General features: G+C 71.1%; 22 protein-coding genes. 11 read left to right on the top strand and 11 right to left on the bottom strand.

The window, feature by feature from the left end:
• Positions 1–3: 3 nt before the first annotated feature.
• The 3 genes from ACFWV3_RS16975 to ACFWV3_RS16965 form a co-directional block, all read right to left on the bottom strand.
• On the bottom strand, positions 4–645 hold the full coding sequence (locus tag ACFWV3_RS16975) for a hypothetical protein (protein ID WP_382412191.1): 642 nt from the start codon (positions 643–645) through the stop codon (positions 4–6).
• 67 nt (positions 646–712) lie between these two features.
• Positions 713–2437: a S8 family serine peptidase gene (locus ACFWV3_RS16970; protein WP_382412189.1), complete on the bottom strand. Its 1725-nt coding sequence runs from the start codon at positions 2435–2437 to the stop codon at positions 713–715.
• A 153-nt stretch (positions 2438–2590) separates the two neighbouring features.
• Positions 2591–3940, bottom strand: a complete 1350-nt coding sequence (locus ACFWV3_RS16965) for a cytochrome P450 (RefSeq protein WP_382412188.1) — start codon at positions 3938–3940, stop codon at positions 2591–2593.
• Between the two features lie 49 nt (positions 3941–3989).
• Between ACFWV3_RS16965 and ACFWV3_RS16960 the strand changes: the two genes are divergently transcribed.
• Positions 3990–5132 carry a HEAT repeat domain-containing protein gene (locus ACFWV3_RS16960; protein ID WP_382412187.1) on the top strand — a complete coding sequence of 381 codons (1143 nt, stop codon included), beginning with the start codon at positions 3990–3992 and terminating at the stop codon, positions 5130–5132.
• Here the strand turns inward: ACFWV3_RS16960 and ACFWV3_RS16955 are convergent.
• The gene (locus ACFWV3_RS16955) at positions 5125–5736 is read right to left on the bottom strand and encodes a phosphoribosylanthranilate isomerase (RefSeq protein ID WP_382412186.1); all 612 of its coding nucleotides are present in this window, start codon (positions 5734–5736) and stop codon (positions 5125–5127) included. The genes ACFWV3_RS16960 and ACFWV3_RS16955 overlap by 8 nt on opposite strands.
• A gap of 78 nt (positions 5737–5814) precedes the next feature.
• Here ACFWV3_RS16955 and ACFWV3_RS16950 point away from each other — a divergent pair, with 78 nt between their 5' ends.
• The gene (locus ACFWV3_RS16950) at positions 5815–6615 is read left to right on the top strand and encodes a hypothetical protein (protein WP_382412184.1); all 801 of its coding nucleotides are present in this window, start codon (positions 5815–5817) and stop codon (positions 6613–6615) included.
• Between the two features lie 9 nt (positions 6616–6624).
• Here ACFWV3_RS16950 and ACFWV3_RS16945 read toward each other — a convergent pair whose 3' ends face one another.
• Complete coding sequence (locus tag ACFWV3_RS16945) at positions 6625–7449, bottom strand: class II glutamine amidotransferase (protein ID WP_382412183.1); 825 nt, start codon at positions 7447–7449, stop codon at positions 6625–6627.
• A gap of 97 nt (positions 7450–7546) precedes the next feature.
• Here ACFWV3_RS16945 and ACFWV3_RS16940 point away from each other — a divergent pair, with 97 nt between their 5' ends.
• Positions 7547–7954 carry a hypothetical protein gene (locus tag ACFWV3_RS16940; RefSeq protein WP_382412181.1) on the top strand — a complete coding sequence of 136 codons (408 nt, stop codon included), beginning with the start codon at positions 7547–7549 and terminating at the stop codon, positions 7952–7954.
• Positions 7955–7972: 18 nt separating this feature from the next.
• Here ACFWV3_RS16940 and ACFWV3_RS16935 read toward each other — a convergent pair whose 3' ends face one another.
• Positions 7973–8497, bottom strand: a complete 525-nt coding sequence (locus tag ACFWV3_RS16935; RefSeq protein ID WP_382412180.1) for a heme-binding protein — start codon at positions 8495–8497, stop codon at positions 7973–7975.
• Positions 8498–8572: 75 nt separating this feature from the next.
• On the opposite strand from ACFWV3_RS16935, the gene ACFWV3_RS16930 reads away from it, so the two are divergent.
• Both ACFWV3_RS16930 and ACFWV3_RS16925 read left to right on the top strand, forming a co-directional pair.
• On the top strand, positions 8573–9535 hold the full coding sequence (locus tag ACFWV3_RS16930) for a sensor histidine kinase (protein ID WP_382412179.1): 963 nt from the start codon (positions 8573–8575) through the stop codon (positions 9533–9535).
• Complete coding sequence (locus ACFWV3_RS16925) at positions 9532–10137, top strand: response regulator (protein WP_382412178.1); 606 nt, start codon at positions 9532–9534, stop codon at positions 10135–10137. The genes ACFWV3_RS16930 and ACFWV3_RS16925 overlap by 4 nt, the downstream gene beginning before the upstream one ends.
• On the opposite strand, the gene ACFWV3_RS16920 is transcribed toward ACFWV3_RS16925, so the two are convergent.
• Both ACFWV3_RS16920 and ACFWV3_RS16915 read right to left on the bottom strand, forming a co-directional pair.
• Positions 10134–10697 carry an ester cyclase gene (locus ACFWV3_RS16920; RefSeq protein ID WP_382412177.1) on the bottom strand — a complete coding sequence of 188 codons (564 nt, stop codon included), beginning with the start codon at positions 10695–10697 and terminating at the stop codon, positions 10134–10136. The two genes, ACFWV3_RS16925 and ACFWV3_RS16920, sit on opposite strands and share 4 nt — an antisense overlap.
• Positions 10698–10706: 9 nt before the next feature.
• On the bottom strand, positions 10707–11783 hold the full coding sequence (locus ACFWV3_RS16915) for a hypothetical protein (RefSeq protein WP_382412176.1): 1077 nt from the start codon (positions 11781–11783) through the stop codon (positions 10707–10709).
• An 80-nt stretch (positions 11784–11863) separates the two neighbouring features.
• Between ACFWV3_RS16915 and ACFWV3_RS16910 the strand changes: the two genes are divergently transcribed.
• The 3 genes from ACFWV3_RS16910 (at position 11864) to bla (ending at position 14339) form a co-directional block, all read left to right on the top strand.
• The gene (locus ACFWV3_RS16910; protein WP_382412175.1) at positions 11864–12523 is read left to right on the top strand and encodes a TetR/AcrR family transcriptional regulator; all 660 of its coding nucleotides are present in this window, start codon (positions 11864–11866) and stop codon (positions 12521–12523) included.
• A gap of 25 nt (positions 12524–12548) precedes the next feature.
• On the top strand, positions 12549–13379 hold the full coding sequence (locus tag ACFWV3_RS16905) for a phosphatase PAP2 family protein (protein ID WP_382412174.1): 831 nt from the start codon (positions 12549–12551) through the stop codon (positions 13377–13379).
• Positions 13380–13457: 78 nt separating this feature from the next.
• Positions 13458–14339 carry a class A beta-lactamase gene (bla, locus tag ACFWV3_RS16900; RefSeq protein ID WP_382412171.1) on the top strand — a complete coding sequence of 294 codons (882 nt, stop codon included), beginning with the start codon at positions 13458–13460 and terminating at the stop codon, positions 14337–14339.
• Here bla and ACFWV3_RS16895 read toward each other — a convergent pair.
• A complete protein-coding gene (locus tag ACFWV3_RS16895; RefSeq protein ID WP_382412170.1) occupies positions 14332–14721 on the bottom strand; it encodes a hypothetical protein in 390 nt (129 codons plus the stop codon). The two genes, bla and ACFWV3_RS16895, sit on opposite strands and share 8 nt — an antisense overlap.
• Positions 14722–14812: 91 nt before the next feature.
• Between ACFWV3_RS16895 and ACFWV3_RS16890 the strand changes: the two genes are divergently transcribed.
• On the top strand, positions 14813–16507 hold the full coding sequence (locus ACFWV3_RS16890; RefSeq protein WP_382412169.1) for a cellulase family glycosylhydrolase: 1695 nt from the start codon (positions 14813–14815) through the stop codon (positions 16505–16507).
• Position 16508: 1 nt separating this feature from the next.
• Positions 16509–17375 (top strand): NAD-dependent protein deacetylase, encoded by an 867-nt coding sequence (locus tag ACFWV3_RS16885; RefSeq protein WP_382412167.1) that lies wholly within the window; start codon positions 16509–16511, stop codon positions 17373–17375.
• Here ACFWV3_RS16885 and ACFWV3_RS16880 read toward each other — a convergent pair.
• Positions 17364–17720 (bottom strand): RNA-binding S4 domain-containing protein, encoded by a 357-nt coding sequence (locus tag ACFWV3_RS16880; protein WP_382412166.1) that lies wholly within the window; start codon positions 17718–17720, stop codon positions 17364–17366. The genes ACFWV3_RS16885 and ACFWV3_RS16880 overlap by 12 nt on opposite strands.
• A gap of 26 nt (positions 17721–17746) precedes the next feature.
• On the opposite strand from ACFWV3_RS16880, the gene ACFWV3_RS16875 reads away from it, so the two are divergent.
• Positions 17747–18283 carry a chorismate mutase gene (locus tag ACFWV3_RS16875; RefSeq protein ID WP_382412165.1) on the top strand — a complete coding sequence of 179 codons (537 nt, stop codon included), beginning with the start codon at positions 17747–17749 and terminating at the stop codon, positions 18281–18283.
• Here the strand turns inward: ACFWV3_RS16875 and ACFWV3_RS16870 are convergent.
• On the bottom strand, positions 18276–18848 hold the full coding sequence (locus ACFWV3_RS16870; RefSeq protein ID WP_382412164.1) for a TetR/AcrR family transcriptional regulator: 573 nt from the start codon (positions 18846–18848) through the stop codon (positions 18276–18278). The genes ACFWV3_RS16875 and ACFWV3_RS16870 overlap by 8 nt on opposite strands.
• Between the last annotated feature and the right edge of the window lie 65 nt (positions 18849–18913).

The raw sequence follows: 18913 nt of genomic DNA, 5'->3' as shown, positions 1-18913 counted from the left end.
GTCTCATTTGCCGGTGACGAGCGAGTCGAGCGTCGACGACCCGTGCTCGCCGCAGTGCCTGCGCGAGGCGTCGAGCGTGATCGGCTTCTCCGCCTCGTCCGGCCTGCCCACCTGCCCGAAGAGCCGCCGCAGCAGCTCGACCTGCTCGTCCCCGCCCGCCCGCAGGAAGTCGCTGCAGCTCGACCGGACGGTCAGCCGGTCGTCCTGCGGCATGAGGTCCATCGGCCCGAAGACGAAGAGCAGCGCCACGAAGATGGCGAGGCCGAACGCGATGACCGCGCCGCCCGACGAGCTCTTCTTCGGCGTGAGCCACGTCTGCGCCTGCTCGATGAACGGCTCGGCGGGCGAGAGGTCGGTGTCGATCCAGAACTCGACGCTGTCGCCGCCGGTCACGTCGAACTGCACGTGCCCGGCGGCGAGCATGATGCGCATGATCGCGGTCCGCTCGTAGGAGCCCGTCCAGAACGGGTCGGGCCGCACGAGCACGAGCCGGTCCGGCAGCAGGAACACGACGTCCCGCTCGCCCCTCGCGAGGCGCGCGGTCTGGCCAGGCTGGACGACGGCACCCGCCAGCCGGGCCAGAACGAGGTCGTGCTCGTGCTCGTCGAGAGCCTGGGCGGCCGTCGACCACAGGTCGGGTTCCACGTCACTGCTATCGCTGCTGGTGGGGACCTGAGTTAGCCGGAAAGGGCGACTTTCGTCCGAATGCCGGTCAGAAAGTGAGCTTCCACGAGTCGATGAAGCCGGTGTCCTGTCGTGCGACGTCCTGGACCCGCAGCTGCCAGGTGCCGTTCGCGACCTCGCTGGAGGCGTTGACGGTGTAGGTCGCGATCACGTTGTCGGCCGAGTCGCTGCCGCTCGACCCCTTCAACCGGTAGACCGACCCGTCCGGGGCGACCAGGTCGACGACCAGGTCACCGCGGTAGGTGTGCGGGATCGCGACGTCGACCTTCAACGTCGACGGCGCGTTGCCGCTGATGCCGGAGACGGTGATCGGGCTGGTCACGGCCGCGCCCGCGTCCGGGATCGCGACGTCGGCGCTGTTCTCGAACGAGCCGCCGCCGGGAGGCTGGGTGCCGGTGTCGACCGCCTCGAACGCGTCGACGCGGCCCTCGCCGAAGAAGTTGTTCTTGGCCGTGGTGCCGCTGCACCTGCTGTCGGTGCAGCTCAGGTCGTCCGCCTGGGTCGCGAGCAGCGCGCGGAGCTGCGCCGGGGTGGCCCCGGGGTTGGCCGACTTGAGCAGCGCCGCCACGCCCGCGACGTGCGGGGAGGCCATCGACGTGCCGGACTTGGAGCCGTAGCGGCCGCCGGGGACCGTGGAGTAGACGCTGTCACCGGGCGCCGCGACGTGGACCTTGTCGGTGCCGTAGTTGGAGTACGACGACTTGCCGTTCGCGGTGGTGATCGCCGAGACGCTGACGACCCCGGACATCTCGGTCGGCACGCTCAGGCAGTCGTTGGTGATGTTCCGCTGCACCGGCGTCGAGTCGTTCGGGCTGGTGGTGTCGCGCGTCTTGCTCGCGAGGTTGTAGTTCTCGTTGCCCGCCGCCGCGACCGTGAGGACGCCCTTGCCCTCCGCGTACGCCACGGCCCGCTTGGTGCCCTCCAGGATCGCGTCCTGGTCGGCGTTGTCGGGGCAGTTGAACAGCCACGGGTCGGTGTAGTAGCTGTTGTTGGTCACCTCGAAGCCGCGGTCACCGGCGAAGACCATGGCGCAGATGGTGTTCTCGGGGAAGAACAACCCGGTCGGCTTCTCCGCGATGCGCACCGAGGCGATCTTCACGCCGGGAGCGACACCGACCACGCCACGACCGTTCTTGGCGGCCGCGATCGTGCCGGCGACGTGCGTGCCGTGCGTGTCCGTGTCCCGCCACGAGCCCGTGCGAGTGTCGAGCTTTCCGTAGGCGCACGACGCGGAGTTGGCCGCGTCGAAGTTGTCCTTGAGGTCGTCGTGCAGGTCGTCGACGCCCGTGTCGAGGACACCGACGGTCACGCTCGACGAGCCCGGGTTGACGGCCCACGCCCGGTCGGCGCCGATCTGCGACATGTCCGTGCGCACCGGCTCGGTCGTCGCCGGCGTCGCCTGCGAGGGTGCGGCCGGGATCGGCGGGTTCGCCGCCTCGGAGGGGATGTCGCTGGTGCGGGTGGCACCGACCTTCTGCACGCCACTGACGGCGCGCATGTTGGTCGCGAAGTCGGTAGTGCTCGCGTGCGCGACGATGACGCCGATCGCGTCGTAAGTGGTCCACACCGTGCCGTTGTTGCTCGCGATCGCCTCAGCGGCTCCGGCCGTGGCGCCCGGTGCCGTGATGACGAGGTACGCGCGTGTGCCCGCGAGAGGCGCCGCGGCAGCGGGGGATGCCGCCGTCAGGACGCCGGCGCCCACGACCGCGGCGATGGCCGCGGTGCGCAGGCGTGAACGTGAACGCAGAAACACTGTTCCTCCAACACTCCCTAGCGGGCGATGCCCGCGCGTGGTGCGCGGGTGCAGGGGCCCGTTGCTTGTAGTGGAGGAGGTCAAACCGGATTCGGGACGCTTCCTCGCAGAAATGCCCCGATCGGCTCACGTCGCACGTCAGAGCACTTCTGGTCAGGACAGCGCCGTCGGCAGGCTCTCGAAGCCGCGCAGGATGCGGGTCGGGCGGCGGCGGGCACCGGGCAACGGCTGGAGTCGCGGGAAACGCTCGAAGATCGTGCGCAGGCCGATCTCGCCCTCCATGCGCGCGAGCTGCGCGCCCAGGCAGTAGTGGCGGCCCGCGCCGAACGAGACGTGGTCGCGTGCGTTCGTGCGGGTGACGTCGAAGCGGAGGGGGTTCTCGAAGACGTCCGGGTCGCGGTTGGCGCCCGCGAGCACGGTGGTGACGAGCTGGCCGCGGCGGACCGGGATGCCGGCGACCGTCGTGTCCCGCGCGCACATCCGGCCGGTCAGCAGGACCGGTGGGTCGAAGCGCAGGACCTCGTCGACGGCGTTGCTCCACAGCTCCGGCCGGGTGCGGACGGCGTCCAACTGCTCGGGATGCCCGGCCAGCAGGGAGATGCCGTTGCCGAGGAGGTTCACGGTCGTCTCGAAACCGGCCGCCAGCACGAGGCCCGCGGTGGCCTTCAGCTCGCGTTCGGTGAGGCCCTCGCCGTCCTCGCGGGCGGTGATCAGGCGGCTGAGCAGGTTGTCGCCGGGGTTGCGGCGCAACGTGTCCAGGTGGTGGCTCAGCCAGGCGTCGAAGGTGTTCAGGGTCGTCTCGACGGTCCGGAACACGCGCCACGACAGGCCGAGGTCCAGGCTGGGCGCCGCCGCCGCGCCGATGGCCAGCACGGTCGCGCGTTCTTCCGGTGGCACGCCGAGGATCTCGCTGATCACCGTCACCGGCAGCAAGCCGCAGTACGCCTCGACGAGGTCGACGGGACTCGCCGGGTCGAGGCCGTCGAGCAGCTCGTCGGCGATCTCCTGGGTGCGGGTGCGGAGCTGGTCGACGGCGCGGGCGGTGAACACGCGGGTGACCAGCTTGCGGTAGCGGGTGTGCGAGGGCGGTTCGACGGCCAGCAGCGACGGCGGGCGGACGGGGTGCATCACGTCCGTGTCGGACCACGCGGCGAGCTTGCCGAGCAGGCCGGCGCCGAACCGCGGCCTGGCCGTCACGAACGCGTCGTCGGACAGCACCGCCCTGACGACCTCGTGGCGGGTCGTGGTGTGGCCGACCTGCGTGGCGGCGAGCGGCCCGCGGGAGCGGATCTCGTCGAACAGGCCGGTCAGGTCGGCGCCGGTGGAGGCCTCGACCGTGATGCGGCCCTGCAGGTCGCCGCGGCGTGCGGCCAGCCGCAGCACCGTGCGCGGCAGCGCGTGGCCGATGCCCCAGCGCACCGCGGGTTTGACGTGCTGATCAGCCAGGCTCGTCACGGTTCGCAGCGTGGCCGGTAGGCCGCTGTGAGTCAAGGTCTGCGCCATCCGGAGGAACCGGAAGTCCACTTGGGACGACCCGCTAAGGTGCCGCGCCATGGAAATCCGGGCACTGCTCGACCGCATGGACGACGACCGCTTCAAGCAGGAGGCGCAGGAGTTCGCGTCGGCGCAGGGGATCACGACGTTCGGGCAGATCGTCGATCTGATGGCGACCTCGGAGGACGGCCAGGTCGTGCGGCAGGCGTGCCGGGTGTTCTCGTTGCTCAAGGCCGGCGACGAGATCTACGTCGAGGCGCTCGCGCACCCGCACGAGACCGTCCGCCGCGAGGCCGCGAGCATGTTCCGCGGCGAGCACGCGCTCCTGCACGCCCGCGCTTTGCTGCCCGTGCTGGCCGACGAGAACTTCTACGTGCGCAGGGAAGCGCTGTGGGCGTTCGGCACGATGGGACCGGACGTGCTGCCGCTGCTGCAGGAGACGCGCCGCACGGCCAAGGGTGCGGTGCGCAGGGCGGCACTGGCCGGGATCGCGGAGGTCGCGGGCCCGGACGCGTTCTCGCCGGAGGACCGCGGGGTCGTCGAGCGGTTCATCCGCACCAAGATCGCCGACGAGGCGTACGAGACCGACGAGATGCACCTCTGCGGCGGCTGGTACGCGCTCAAGACCGACGACCAGGCCGCCGTGCTCGGTGTCTGCGGGCTGCAGGACCCGACGCCGGTGACCAAGGTCCTCGGCGCCCAAGCCTGGAACAACGACCACCACGCGTGGGCGAAGGACGACGAGCACGTCGACTGCGCCAGGGTCTACGTCACGGGCGCGTGGGACGGCTGGACGCTGGTGTTCGGCGAGCCGTTCGCGCACGGGACCCGGTCGGTGCCGGAGATCTGCGCGGTGCTCAGCGCGGTGTTCGGCGAGGCGCACTACTACGGCATGAGCTGCGGCGACGGCTGGACCGCCTGGTGCATCGCGGAGAAGGGCGAGGTCCTGCGCTACTACGACGCGTTCAAGGACGAGGACCAGTTCGGCGAGCTCGAGGTCGAGGAGGGCTGGGGCCTGCCGCACGACTGGAGCGACGAGAACGACGACCTGGAGGACATCTGGGCCACGGACGTCGCGAAGGAGCTGTCGGTCGACCCCACGTACTTCGAGGGCGACGTCGAGGGGCACGGCGTGCTCGCACTGACGCAGTGCGGCCGCATCCACGGCTCTCCCAAGGGTTTCCTGCAGATCGTCACGTGACCTGCGGGGCCTGGCGGGCTGCGGCGACGAACTCGCGCATGCGGGCGTGGTCCTTCACGCCGCGGCTCGACTCGATGCCGCTCGACACATCCACGCCCCACGGCCGCGCGACGCCGATCGCCCCGGCCACCGTCTCCGGGGCCAGCCCGCCGGCCAGCACCCACCGGCCGGACGGGCGGTTCTCGTCGAGGCGCGAGATGTCCCACTGCTCGCCCGACCCGGCGACCGGCGAGTCGATCAGCAGCAGCTCCTCGCCGAACGCGCCGGTGCGCACGTCGGTCGCCGGTCCGAGTGCGGTGGCCCTGACCAGCTGGAACGGCAGACCGGCCAGCTCGTCGAACGCTTCCTTCGGGTAGTCGCCGTGCAGCTGCAACGCGCGCACGCCGGTCTTCAACGCCAGCTCGCCGGCTTCGGCGGCCGAGATGCCCCGCACGACGGCGACGGTCAGCACGTGGTCCGGCACGGCCGCGACGAGCGTACGGGCGAGGTCGGCGTCGATCTGGCGAGGGCTGGCGGTGAGCACGAACCCCACGGCATCGGCCCCGGTCTCGACCGCGACGGCGACATCGGACTCGGTGCGCAGACCACACAGCTTCACGAACACGCGTCCGATCCTATGCCCGCACCGGAACGATCTTCCGCTCGCGCACGTCGAACCCCGATACCGAGGGAGGGATCGCTGTTGTCCGACGAGGAACCGGTCGCCGGCTGGGAACTGAGCCGCGACGGCCGCCACGAGCACTACCGCAAGCGGCTGGCCAACGGCGTCACCGTGCACGCGCGGTGGGACGGAGCGGCGGGCTCGGTCGAGGCGCGGGTGGAGCCCACCGGCATCGGGCGCACGCTCACCAGCAGCCGCACGGAGTTCCGCGACAAGGAGGCGTTCTTCACCGCCGCCCGGCTCGTCGTCGACATGGCCGCGAACCTGCCGTCGTTCCACATGGGCGCCGAGACCCACGCCGAGCACGCGTTGGGCGGCGAGGTGGCCGGGAACGTCGACGCCATGCCGGGATCAGGCGGGGTGCCGGAGGCGGAGCTGACGTTCACGCTCACCGACGGACGCTCGGTCACGCTGATCCTCACCGAGGAGCAGGCGGACGACCTCACGTCGAAGATCTACTCGCTCGGCAAGCACGTGTGGTCCGAGCAGCGGGAGCACGAGGAGCGGGTCCGCGAGGAAGTGCGGGAGATCGCCGAGTTGCGGGAGTCCGTCGAGGTGCCGGACGTGAGCCAGGTCGACGCCGGCCCGGACACCGGGCACGAGCTGATGACCGTGCTCGAACGGCGGTTCGGCGTGCCGCAGGACTTCCTGCTGGCGCACGTCGACTGGTCGGCGGTGGTCGTCGTCGGCGAGCCGGCCGTCAGCACGCTGCTCGACCGCGCCGACGAGCTGGCCGAGGCGATCGCTCCCCGCTGGTTCCCCGGCGCGGTGGAACGGCCCGGCGAGGTCTGGGTGGTGCTGCACCGGGCGTTCCCCGGCTGACACCCCCGCTCAGGGCTTGAACGGCAGCAGCTCCTCCTCGACCCCCGTCCGCACGACGACGCACGTCGACTCCGGCACCTCCTGCCACGCCCCGACCAGGTCGCCGAGCGGCTCGGACACGATCAGCCGCGAGTCGTCGGTCAGGTCGTGCAGCGCGGGGTTGTCCGGGTACTGGCGGCGCAGCGTCGTGACGTCGGTGCTGTGGAACAGCGTGCGCGACTTGCCGCGGCTCGAGTAGCGGAACGCCCAGGTCGTCGAGCCGTCGGTGACCGCGACGGTCATCTGCACGGGGTACTCGACGCCCGCGCGGCGGCCGACGTCCTCGACGAACCCGACCATGCGCGCGACGGCGGCCGGCGGGTCCTGCTCCAGGCCGAAGCTGACGGCCAGGTAGAACATGATCTCGGAGTCCGTCGAGCCCTCGACCAGCGGGAACAGCTCGGGGTCGATCGCCAGCATCAGCTCGCGCCGCACCAGGGGGAACCTGGCGATCAGCCCGTTGTGCATCCACAACCAGCTGCCGTGGCGGAACGGGTGGCAGTTCGACCGCTGCACCGCCCCGCCCGTCGACGCCCTGACGTGCGCGAACACCCGGTCGACGGTGATCTGCGCCGACAGCTCGCGCAGGTTGCGGTCGTTCCACGCCGGCTCGGTGCTCAGGAACAGGCCGGGCGTCGCGGCGTTGCCGTACCAGCCGATGCCGAACCCGTCCCCGTTCACCGCCGTCGCACCGAGGCGGGCGTGCTTGGACTGCATGACGAGCGAGTTCTCCGGTGCGTAGAGGAGCTCCTCCAGCAACACCGGCGAACCGGAATAAGCGAGCCACCGGCACATGACGACCTCCTCGAACCCGGCACCACCAGGGGAACACGTAGCAGATGGGAATCGCGAGGTTTGCGGCGACGCGCCCATCTCGGGCAGCATGGCCAGGGTGACGGTCCCTCCCGGCTTACGGCCCCCGCCCTATGAACGGCGCGGGAACTTCGAGACGATCGAGGTCCAGGCCCCGGCAGCACCGGCCCCGGCGTACCGGCCGCAGGTCGTTCCGGCCGCACCGGCCGAGCCCGCCGCCGTGCGGGAGGAGCGCTCGGACATCGCCGTCATCGGCCCGATCGCGGCGCTCGTGCTCGCCCTGACCATCTGCACGCTGATCCTCGACCACCCGGCCGCGCGCGCCGTCGCCGCGGGACTCGCCACGGTGGGGCTGATCGTCGCCGTGGTCGTGATGCTGATGGCGAAGAAGCCGAAGCCGGGACGCCACGTCGCCCGGCACTCCGTCGACCCCGAGGCCACGGACCGGATCCCGCCGGGCTGGAACGCGACCGACCGGCGCCGCTGACGGGCGCCGGTCCGGGCGTCACCGCAGGGTCGCGAGACCCGCCTTCGCGTACTTCTCGTCCAGGTCACCGCTGGGCGCCCCGCCCACCCCGATGCCCGCCACCGACGTGCCGTCGACCGCCACCGGCACCCCGCCGCCCAGGAACAGCGTGCCCGGGATGTCCCGCAGCGTCGCGCCCTGGCCCGTGACGCGGCCGGCCAGCTCCGAGGTCGGCGCGTTGAACGAGACGGCGGTGAAGGCCTTGCGCCGGGCCGACTCCTCCGTCTGCGGGCCTGCGCCGTCGCCCGCCAGCAGCACCACCAGGTCGCCGCTGCGGTCCACGACGGCCACCGTGACGCGCTGGTTCTCGTTCTCCGCCGCGTCGAGCGCGGTCTGGGCGGCCTTGAGGGCGGCGTCGATGGTCAGCACCTTCTCGGTGCGGGTGGGGGTGCGCTGGTCCGCCGCGGCGTAGCCACCGCCGATGCTGAGCACGACGAGGGTGGCGACTGCGATCTTCTTGAGGTCCATGGCCACAAGACTGCGCTGGTCAGAGACCTTTTCCATGGTGGTGACGGTTGAACCCGGGTTCAACCCATCGGTTGACCCGCGGGACCGGGGTGGTCGCCTACAGTCGCCGTCGTGTGGCTGCACCGGGCGATGCACGCGGGCTTCTACGTGCTGTTGACGGCGTCGGCGGCGCGGTACGTCGCGTACCACGGCGCCGATCTCGTCGTGCTCGGTCTCGCGCTCGCGCTGGGGCTCGGCTACCCCGCGAGCGTGCGGTGGACGCGGGCGTTGCCGGTCGTGCTGGCCGTGTGGCTGGTGCTGGTGTGGCTCGCGCCCAGCTTCGGGTGGTGCGCGATCCCGTTGTTCTTCCAGTGCCTGCGGCAGCTCCGGCCGCGGGTGGCCTTGCCGATCGCGGCGGTGCTCACGGCGGCCGTGGTGCTGGCGCAGATCCGGCTGGCCACGACGTTCGACTGGTCGCTGGTGCTCGGGCCGGTGGGGGTGGCGGTGCTGACGGCGGCGGTGTTCTTCGACCGGGCGCGGCTGCTGCACGAGGCCGGGGTGCTGGAGGAACGCCAACGGCTCGCGCGCGAGATCCACGACACCCTCGCCCAGGGGTTCTCCAGCATCAACCTGCTGCTGGAGCTGGGGGAGACCACGCGGGCCGCCGAGGTCGCGAAGGAGAACCTCGCGGAGGCGCGGCGGTTCGTCCGCGACCTGTCGCCGATCCGCGGCACGCTGGTCGACGCGCTGCACCGGTTGTGCCCGCACGTCGAGGTGGACGGCGAGCCGTACCCGTTGAGCGTGCAGACCGAGGTGGCGCTGCTGCGGGTCGCGCAGGGTGCCGTGGCGAACGCGTCCGAGCACGCCGCGGCCTCGCGGGTCGCGATCACGTTGTCGTACTTGGGAGACGCGGTGACACTCGACGTCGTGGACGACGGACTCGGCTTCGACCCGGCGGCCGTGCGGAGCGCGGACGGGCGCGGCTACGGGCTGGCGTCGATCCGCGGGCGCATCGCCGAGCTCGGCGGCACGGTGTCCGTGGAGAGCGCGCCGGGGGAGGGAACCGCCGTGGCCGTGACGGTGCCGACGCCGTGAGGGTGCTGGTGGTGGACGACCACCCGGTGGTCCGGTTCGGACTGGTGGGGTTGCTGTCGCGCGCCTTCGAGGTGGTGGAGGCGGCGACGGGTGAGGAGTCCGTGACGAAGGCGTCCACTGTGGACGTCGTGCTGATGGATCTCCAGCTGGGCAAGGGGATCGACGGCGTGGAGGCCACCCGCCGCATCCGGGCGCTCGCCGACCCGCCCCAGGTCGTGGTGCTGACGACGTACGACTCGGACGCCGACATCGTGCGCGCGGTCGAGGCGGGCGCGATCGGTTACCTGCTCAAGGACTGCGCGCCGGAGGAACTGGCGGACGCGGTGCGCACGGCCTCGACCGGCCAGACCGTGCTGTCGCCGGACATCGCCCAACGGCTGCTGCGCCAGGTCCGCGGCCCGGCGCCGAAGCTCAGCAAGCGCGAGGTGCAGATCCTCGAGCACCTCGCGCGCGGCCTGTCGAACCGCGAGATCGCCAAGGCGCTGTTCATCAGCGAGGCGACCGTGAAGACGCACCTGGTGCGGATCTTCGCGAAGCTCGGGGTGGAGACGCGCACGGCGGCCGTGACGACCGCCGTGGAACGCAAGCTCATCCGGCTTTAGTCGTCCAGGGACGGAGGGGTCGTGCGGGTCAGCCGGGCGTCAGGCTCACTGCCCGACATCGCGAGCATCCCGCGCAGCACCTGCAGCAGCTTCGCGACCCCGCTCGGCTTCTTGCTGTCGATCCCGCCGATCACCTGCTTGAGCACCGAGAGCTGGTCGAAGTAGATCCGCTCGGTGACGAGGTTCTCGTTCTCGTCGAAGATGAAGTACGCGTTCATCCGCGTGCGGTGCGTGCCACCGGTCGCCGGGATCTTGCCCAACGGGCCGAGGTGCGTGCCGATCAGCCAGAACTCCACGATCACGGCGTCCACGCTGTGCCGGAACGAGATCAGCTCGTGGTGCTGGTCGGGGAACGCCACCCGCGTGTCGGTGTAGTACTGCCGCACCGCCGCGTCGCCGTCGTGCACGACCATCTGCGCGATGACCTCGTAGTGCGGGTGCGGGAACGTCGACAGCGTGGCGTCCCAGTCGTGCGCCACCTCGTCGGCGAAGTGGTCGAGCACGAGCTTTTCCCGCGCCCGCAGGACTTCCTCGGACGGCAGGACGAAACGGGATGACATCGACACTCCTCAGTGGACGATCTGGCCGTGGGTGAACGTCGGCGTGGTGCCGGGGTTCGTCCACGCGCCGGTGAGCTCGCTGGACGGGAAGAACTGCAGGAACCGCGGGTCGGCCTGGCTGCGGTCGGCGAGCGTCTTCTCCAGCACGATCGAGTTGTACTGGTCCGCGGTGGTCTCGACGGTGTTCGCGTTGAGCACCACCTCCTGCTGCCACCGCCGCGACCAGGAGGCAAGACCGGGCAGCTTCGAGTGCTCCGGCGTCAGCGCCTCGGCGGCGATGACGTTCTCGCTGCTCACCCAGATGCCGGTGGAGGTGTTGACCACGAGGCTCTGGTTGCCGAACACGTGACCGGGCGTCTTGACCACGGCGACACCGGGACCGAGCACGACCGAGCCGTCGATCGGCAGGAACGCCTCCGCCGGCACGTCCGCGTAGGTCCCCGGCTGGTACCAGGGCTTCTGCAACGGGTGCAGCTCGGCCATCGCGGCCAGCTCGTCGCGTTGCACGATCACCTTGGCGCGCGGGAAGAACGGCTTCGTGGCCGACGTGCCGATCCACCGCCGCAGGTCCTGGGTGTGCAGGTGGTCGAACATCAGGTAGTCGACCTGGTCCGGGGTGATCCCGAGCTGTTCCAGGTGGCCGGGCACGGTGCCGTGGGTCTTGACCATGCGGCGCTCGACGACGTCGGGGGTGCGGCCGGAGAGGTCCTCGAAGTACGGCGTGTACCGGCCGTACTCGTGGTCGCTCGGCTCGAACAGCAGCACACGCTCGCGGTCGCCCTCGTGCCACCGGACCACCAGCATCCGGTTGGTGATCGACAGGAACGGCGCGATCGCCCGCGACGCCCTGAACAGCCCGAACCGGGTCGGGTAGGGCAGCGTCACCAGGTCACGCGTGACGATGCCGTCCGGTGTCCCGGTCGTGGCGAACTCCCGCCGGAACGCCTCACCGCGCTCGCGGGCCACCCGCAGCCGGGCACCCGGTCCGCCCTCGGCCGTGAAGATGCCGCCCAGCGTGTCGATCTCGGTCCCGATCGTCGGCAGGTCGGCCGCGTCGGTCGTTCCCCACGGGAACCGCATCATCATCCTCCAATATACCCACAGTGTGGGTTATTGAGGGCAAGATTAAACCCACACCGTGGGCATTCGCAAGGCACAATGGTGGGATGACCGAAGCTCGCCGCGGCCGCCCGCGCACCCCGCTGCTGTCCCGCGAGTCGATCGTCGCGGCGACGCTGCGGGTGATCGACGCCGAGGGCGTGGCCGGCGTGGGCATGCGTTCCGTCGCGCGGGACCTCGGCGTGGACGCGAAGAGCCTCTACAACCACGTCGACGGCAAGGACGGCCTGCTCGACGCCGTCACCGAGCAGCTGCTGGGCGGTCTGGTGCTGCCGGCTCCCACCGGCGATCCCCGTGCAGACCTCCGTGCGATCGCGGTGGCGTTCCGGGACCGCGCGCTGGCCCACCCCGCCGCCGCGCCGCTCGTGCTCACGCGTCAGCTGTCGTCGCTGGAGGGGCTGAAACCGGTGGACGCGGTGCTGGCGGTGCTGCTCCGGGCGGGGGCGGCGCCGGACCAGGCCGTTCGCCTGCTGCGGATGCTGATCGCGACGTTGATCGGCACGCTGCTGCGCGAGGTGTCGGCGGCTCCGGCGTTCGGTGGCGACGACGGGGCGCGGCGTGAGGTGCTGGCGGCGTCCGGGCTGCCCGCCGTGGTGGCGACGGCGGCCCACCTCGCCGAGTTCGACCGCGAGGCCGAGTTCGAGTCCACCGTGGACCTCGCGGTCACCGCCGTGCTGGACCGAATCGATCTTCGTTCTGCGCGTTAGGCCGAACGGCGGCAGACTTGCCGGGGTGAACTTTCGACGGTGGCCCGTGGTCGCGGCGGCGGGGTTCGTCTTCGCTGCGGCCGTGTACGTGCTCGCGGTGCTCACGAAAGCGGGCCAGACCATCGAGAACGCGGCGTTGCGCGGCGCCGACCAGGACAACGTGTCCGAGACGGACGCCGCCTGGACCGCGCTCGGCCAGATCACGGTCTACTCGCTCGCGGCCGCGGTCGTCGCCGTGGCGCTCGTCGGCGTGCTGAGGAAGCGCTGGGACCTCACGATCGCCGCGGTCGGCGTGATCGTCGCCGGCCAGCTCGTCGTGCAGGCGCTCAAGCGGTTCATCCTGCCGCGGCCCGCGCTCGTCGAGATCACCGGCGACTACGGCCACAACAGCCTCCCGAGTGGACACACGACGATCGCGATGACCGTGCTGTTCGCCGCGGTCATCGTGGTGCCGTGGAAGTGGCGCGGCGTGCTGCTGTTCTTCGTGCTGCCGTGGGCGACGGCGATCGGCCAGTACACGCTGACCGCGAAGTGGCACCGGCTCAGCGACACCCTCGCCGCCGACGGCATCGCGCTCGCGATCGCGGCGCTCGCTTCCTGGTGGCTGCAAAGGAGAGGATCACTGCGGCACTACGACGGACCGCGCCGGGTCGGCCGCGTGGTGCTGGTGGTGTTCTGGTCGCTCGCCGCGGCCGCGATCCTCGCGCTGGGGCTGGTGCTGTGGGTCTTCCCGTTGGCACAGGAGGGTCTGGACGCCGACGAGTGGGTGATCTACCTCGGTGCCGGCTCGTTCGCCTCGGCCGGGTCGTTGCTGGCCGCGCTGACCTTCCTCGCGTGCTGGCGCCGGGTGCACTGAGGCGTCTCGTTTCGGCAACCAGTTGATCTCCCGCGCGTCCTGGCATGTGGAGAGGTTTCACATGAAGGGGGCAGGACGTTGAGTTTCAACCGACGTGCGGTGCTGGCTCTGGGTGCCGGAGCGGCGCTCGCCGTGGCGGTGCCGTCCCAGGCTCAGGCCTCGCCGGTGACCGGCAGGCTGCGCGAGCTCGAACGGCAGCACAACGCGCGCCTCGGCGTGTTCGCGACCGACACCGGCACCGGCCGCACGGTGCTGCACCGGGCCGACGAGCTCTTCCCGATGTGCTCCACGTTCAAGACCATCGCCGCGGCCGCGATCCTGCGCCGCGACACCGACGGGTCGTTGCTGCGCAAGGTGATCACCTACACGCAGGCCGACGTCGACAAGTCGGGCCACGGCCCGGTCACCGGCAAGCCGGAGAACCTCGCGAACGGCATGACCGTCTCGGCGCTGTGCGAGGCGACCATCACCTACAGCGACAACTGCGCCGCGAACCTGCTGCTGCGCGAACTGGGCGGCCCCACCGCGATCAGCCGCTTCAGCCGCTCCATCGGCGACCCGGTGACGCGCCTCGACCGCTGGGAGCCGGAGCTGAACTCGGCCGAGCCCGGCCGCACGACCGACACGACGTCGCCGCGCGCCATCGGCCAGAGCTACGCCCGCCTCACGCTGGGCCACGCGCTCAACCGCCCGGACGCCGAGCAGCTCACGAAGTGGCTGCTGGCCAACACGACCGGCGGCAAGCGGGTCCGCGCGGGCCTGCCGGCGGCGTGGGGATGGGGCGACAAGACCGGCACCGGTCAGTACGGCACGACCAACGACGTCGGCATCGCGTTCCCGCCGGACCGCGCGCCGATCGTGATCGCCGTGCTGTCGACGCGGGAGAGCGAGCCGACCGGTGCGGCCGACGAGCCGTTGCTCGCGCAGACCGCGGAGCTGGTGGCGGCGACGTTCAGCTGACCGGCACCCACAGCTCGATCACGGTGTGCCGCCGGTAGAACTCGACCAGCGGCCGCGAGGAGTCCCAGGGCGCCGAGGCCTTCAGCTCCTCCATCGCGGGGCCGATCCGCCCGTACAACGCGGGCGGGTCGCCCTCCAGCACCGTGCGCCGGTACCACCCGCCGGGTAGCACCCCGACGGTGAGCGAGAACGAGTCGCCGGGCTTGCGGGGCGTGCACACGGTGTAGGTGCCCGCCGTCTCGTCGACGCGCGCGAACATCTTGCGCCCCTGGAGACCCACGAGGTTCTCGAACCAGTCCCACGCCTCGCGCATCGCGTCGAGCTCGTCGGCGACGGTGTGCTCCAGCACCTCGACGTCGTCGCGGTTGATCAGCTCCGTCATCCGAAACCCCCTCTTCGCACCCTATCCGCGAGCCGCCCGCACCCGCTAGCGTTTGACGTGAATCTCGTTCACGTTCCCAGAGGCGGCGGCGATGCGGCGAGCGGTTCTCCTGACGGTCCTGTTCCTGTTCTCCCTGGTGGTCACCCCGGCGAGAGCGGACTTCGACGGCACCGAGCTGAGGGTGTCCGGAGGGGTGTTCCGCGACGAGCACGGCCGCGAGGTGGTGCTGCGCGGCTTCAACGTCTCCGGCACGGCCAAACTGGCGGAGAACCGCGGCCTGCCGTTCGCGACCGTCGCCGACGCGCGCAGGTCGGCGCAGGCGATGAAGCAGCTCACCGGTGCGAACGCCGTGCGGTTCCTGCTGACGTGGGCGTGGATAGAACCGCAGCGGGGCCAGATCGACCACGGCTACCTCGACGGCGTCACCGCGCAGCTGCGCGCGTTCACGGACGTGGGAATCCGCGTCTACCTCGACTTCCACCAGGACCTCTATTCACGCCACCTGTTCAACAAGGACAGCTGGTACACCGGTGACGGCGCGCCCGCGTGGGCCGCGAGCGGATATCCCAAGGAGTCGTGCGGGATCTGCGTGCACTGGGGACAGAACATGAAGAACAACAACGCCGTCACCGCCGCCACCTACGACTTCTGGCACGACCGGAACGGGGTGCGGGAGTCGTTCGTCAACGCGGCCGGCGAGGCGTTGAAGCACGTGCGGGAAGCGCTGCCTGCCAACGAGTTCAAGCTCGTGGTCGGCGTCGACCCGCTCAACGAGCCCTACGCGGGCAAGTACGACAGCGGCCAGACGTCGCAGCAGTGGGAACGCGATCTGCTGATGCCGTTCTACCAGCGGTTCCGGGCGGAGATGGACGAGGCGGGCTGGGCAGCGAAGCCCGCGTTCGTAGAACCTTTGGTGTTCTGGAACCAAAACGTCGACTTCTTCGCCGAACCCGGCGGCCTCGCGCTGGTGCCGTCGCTCGGGGAGCGGTTCGTGTTCAACGCGCACTTCTACGACGGCAAGGCGCAGTCCGGGATCCTGATGCCGGGCAAGGCGGCGGACGGCCAGTACACGCAGGCGTTCGGCACGATCCGCCAGCGCGCCGCGGCACTCGGCACCACCGCGATCGTGTCGGAGTTCGGGCACCCGGTCTCCGGCTTCACCTCCGACAAGACGCCGTCCGTGCTCAAGGCGATCTACCAGGGCCTCGACTCGGCCGCGCCGGGTGCGCGCTGGTGGTCCGCGCCGCGCGGCACGGTGGTCTCCGGCAGCCAGTGGCACTGGGACATCAACTACGGCCGTCACCACGAGCTGATGAACGACAACCCGGACAAGGTCAAGACCGACGGCGACGCCATGAACGACGAGCACTTCTCGGCCGTGAAGCTCGACGCGTCCGGCGCCCCGGTGCTCACCGTCGACCGCGCGCTGGTCGACCGGGTCTACCCGCAGGCCGTCGCGGGCACCACGCTCGCATTCACCTACGAGGACCGCGCCTACCAGACCTGGCAGCAGATCCCGCTGCCGAACGTCCGCGCGCTCGTCGGGTCGGCGCCGTTCGCCGTGCTCGTGTGGGACTCGAACGGCGGCGACGCGCCGACCGAGCTGCACCTGCCGGAGCCGTTGCGGTCGCCGCTGGTGGTCAGCTCGGTGCCGTCGTCGGTCGTGGGCTCCACGCTATTGCTCCACGGTGGCTCCGGACGGCAGTTCGCGCTGGTCACGGCCCCGTCGAACGGCAACGTCGCGGCAGCGGAGGCCGAGATTCGCCAGTGGTACGTAAGCTGGTGAAGTGCGAACAAGGCCCACCCTGACCTGGTCGAACCCAGGCCCGTCGCTGCCGCGCACCTCCACCCTGGCCGACGTCGTGCCGATCGTCACCGAGGGCGGGGTGCTGGTGCTCAGCGGCGCCGGCCTCTCCACGGAGTCCGGCATCCCCGACTACCGCGGTGAGGGCGGGTCGCTGCGCAAGCACACGCCCATGACCTACGACGAGTTCACCACCAGCGAGGCCGGCCGCCGGCGTTACTGGGCGCGCAGCCACGTCGGCTGGCGCACCATCGCCCGTGCGCACCCCAACGCGGGTCACCACGCCGTCGCCAGGCTGTCGCCGAAGCTCTCCGGCGTCATCACGCAGAACGTCGACGGCCTGCACCAGGCCGCGGGCTCGGCGGACGTCGTCGAGCTGCACGGCGGCCTCGACCGCGTGATCTGCCTGTCGTGCAGGCTGTTGTCGCCGCGCATCGAGCTGGACCACCGGCTGCGCGAGGCAAACCCGGACTTCGCCGCCACCACCGACGAGATCAACCCCGACGGCGACGTGTTCCTGCCGGAGGAGCAGGTGCGCGGCTTCACCCTCGTCCCGTGCGTGGAGTGCGGTGGCGTGCTGAAGCCGGACGTTGTGTTCTTCGGCGAGAACGTGCCACGGCCGCGCGTCGAGCAGTGCTACTCGCTCGTCGACAACGCACGCTCGTTGCTGGTCCTCGGCTCGTCGCTGACCGTCATGTCCGGGCTGAGGTTCGTGCGCCGGGCGGCCGAGGCCGGGCTGCCGGTCGTGATCATCAACCGCGGCGAGACGCGGGGCGACCCGTGCGCGTCGCTGCGGGTCGACCTGCCGCTCGGGAAGTCGCTGACGGAGCTGGCTGACCTAGTTCTGTGACCGGAACTGGTCCAGCACGCGCCGTTCCCGCTTCGTCGGACGCCCGGCGCCGCGGTCCCGCCGCGCGATCGGGATGTCCGGCGGGGGCGGGGGAGTGCGGTCGATGAAGCACGTGGCCGCGTCCGCCGCGCCGACCCGCTTCTGGATCACCCGCACGACCTCGACGATCTTCGTCTTGTCGCCGACGCGGGCGCGGACCTGGTCGCCGGGCACGACGGTGGTGGAGGGCTTCGCCGGCTTGTCGTTGATGCGCACGTGACCGCCGCGGCACGCCTGCGCCGCGTCCGGGCGGGTCTTCGTCAGCCGGACCGCCCACAGCCAGCGGTCGATGCGCGTGGACTCCACCCCGCCATCATGGCACTTTGGAGATCATGAAGCTCTTCGCGGTCGCCCTGACCCTCGCCGCGTCCCTCACCCCCGTCGGCCCGCTGGGCGAGCTCACCGGCCTCGCCGTCCAGCGCGTCCAGGTGGCCGACCTGGTGGCGGCGGCCAAGTTCGGGACGACCCAGCCCATCGACGACCCCGTCCGCGAGCAGCAGGTGCTCGACACCGTGCGCACCAAGGCCGTCGAGCTGGCCATCGACCCCGAGAACGCCGCGCGGTTCTTCCGCGCCCAGATCGAGGCGAACAAGCTCGTGCAGCGCGGCCTCTACGCGCGGTGGACCGAGCACCCCGAGGAAGTCCCCGCGCACAGGCCCGACCTCGCCACCGAGGTCCGTCCCGTTCTCGACCGCCTGACCACGGACATCCTGGCCGAGCTCAAGGACACCGCACAGCTGCGCCGCCCCACGGTGAGGTGCGAGATCCAGGCGACGGTCGCGGAACGGTCCGCGGTGGTGCTCAACCGCCTCGACCGCCTGCACGAGGACGCGTTGGCCGAGGCCATGCGCGGCGTCTGCGCTAGGTGACCGCGTGCGGTAGCGGGTGCGCGCCTTCCGGGCGCAGACCGTCGAACAGGATCGCGAGATAGCGCTCCCACAGGTCCGGCGGCGCGTCCGGGACGTGCTTCACCACGTCGTTGGGCACGCACATCAGCAGCATCACGTCGGTGCCGGTGATGTCGTGCCGCAGCGCGCCTTCTGCCCGTGCGCGGTCGACCAGCGCGGCGATGGCCCGCGCCATGTGCTCCTGCGCGTCGGCCACCTCCGGCCCCAGGTCGCCGGACAGGAACGACAGGTCGAGCTGCTGCCGTTGCCGTGCCGCGTACCGCAGGAACTCCAGCACCGCGGCGCCCGCGTCCGCCGCGCCGAGCAGGTCGCCGGCCAGCGCGGTCAGCCTGGTGACGCGGTCCAGCACGATGGCGGCGACCAGGTCGTCCTTGGTGGGGAAGTGGCGGAACACCGTGCCCTTCCCCAGCCCCGCCCTGCGCGCGATCGCGGAGATCGGCGCGTCCACGCCCTGCCGGGCGAACTCCTCGACCGCCGCGGCCAGCAGCAGCTCGCGGTTCCGGACGGCGTCGGCACGCAGTGACACCTCGTCACCCTAACAAGTTGACCGCGCGGTCCGTTTCGTGCAGGCTAAGGTGACCAGTCGGTCCG

This window comes from Lentzea sp. NPDC059081 (assembly GCF_042738015.1).
Taxonomy (GTDB): Bacteria; Actinomycetota; Actinomycetes; order Mycobacteriales; family Pseudonocardiaceae; genus Lentzea.
Note: the sequence above shows the minus strand (reverse complement) of the source record. Positions and strands in the feature narration are given on the sequence as shown.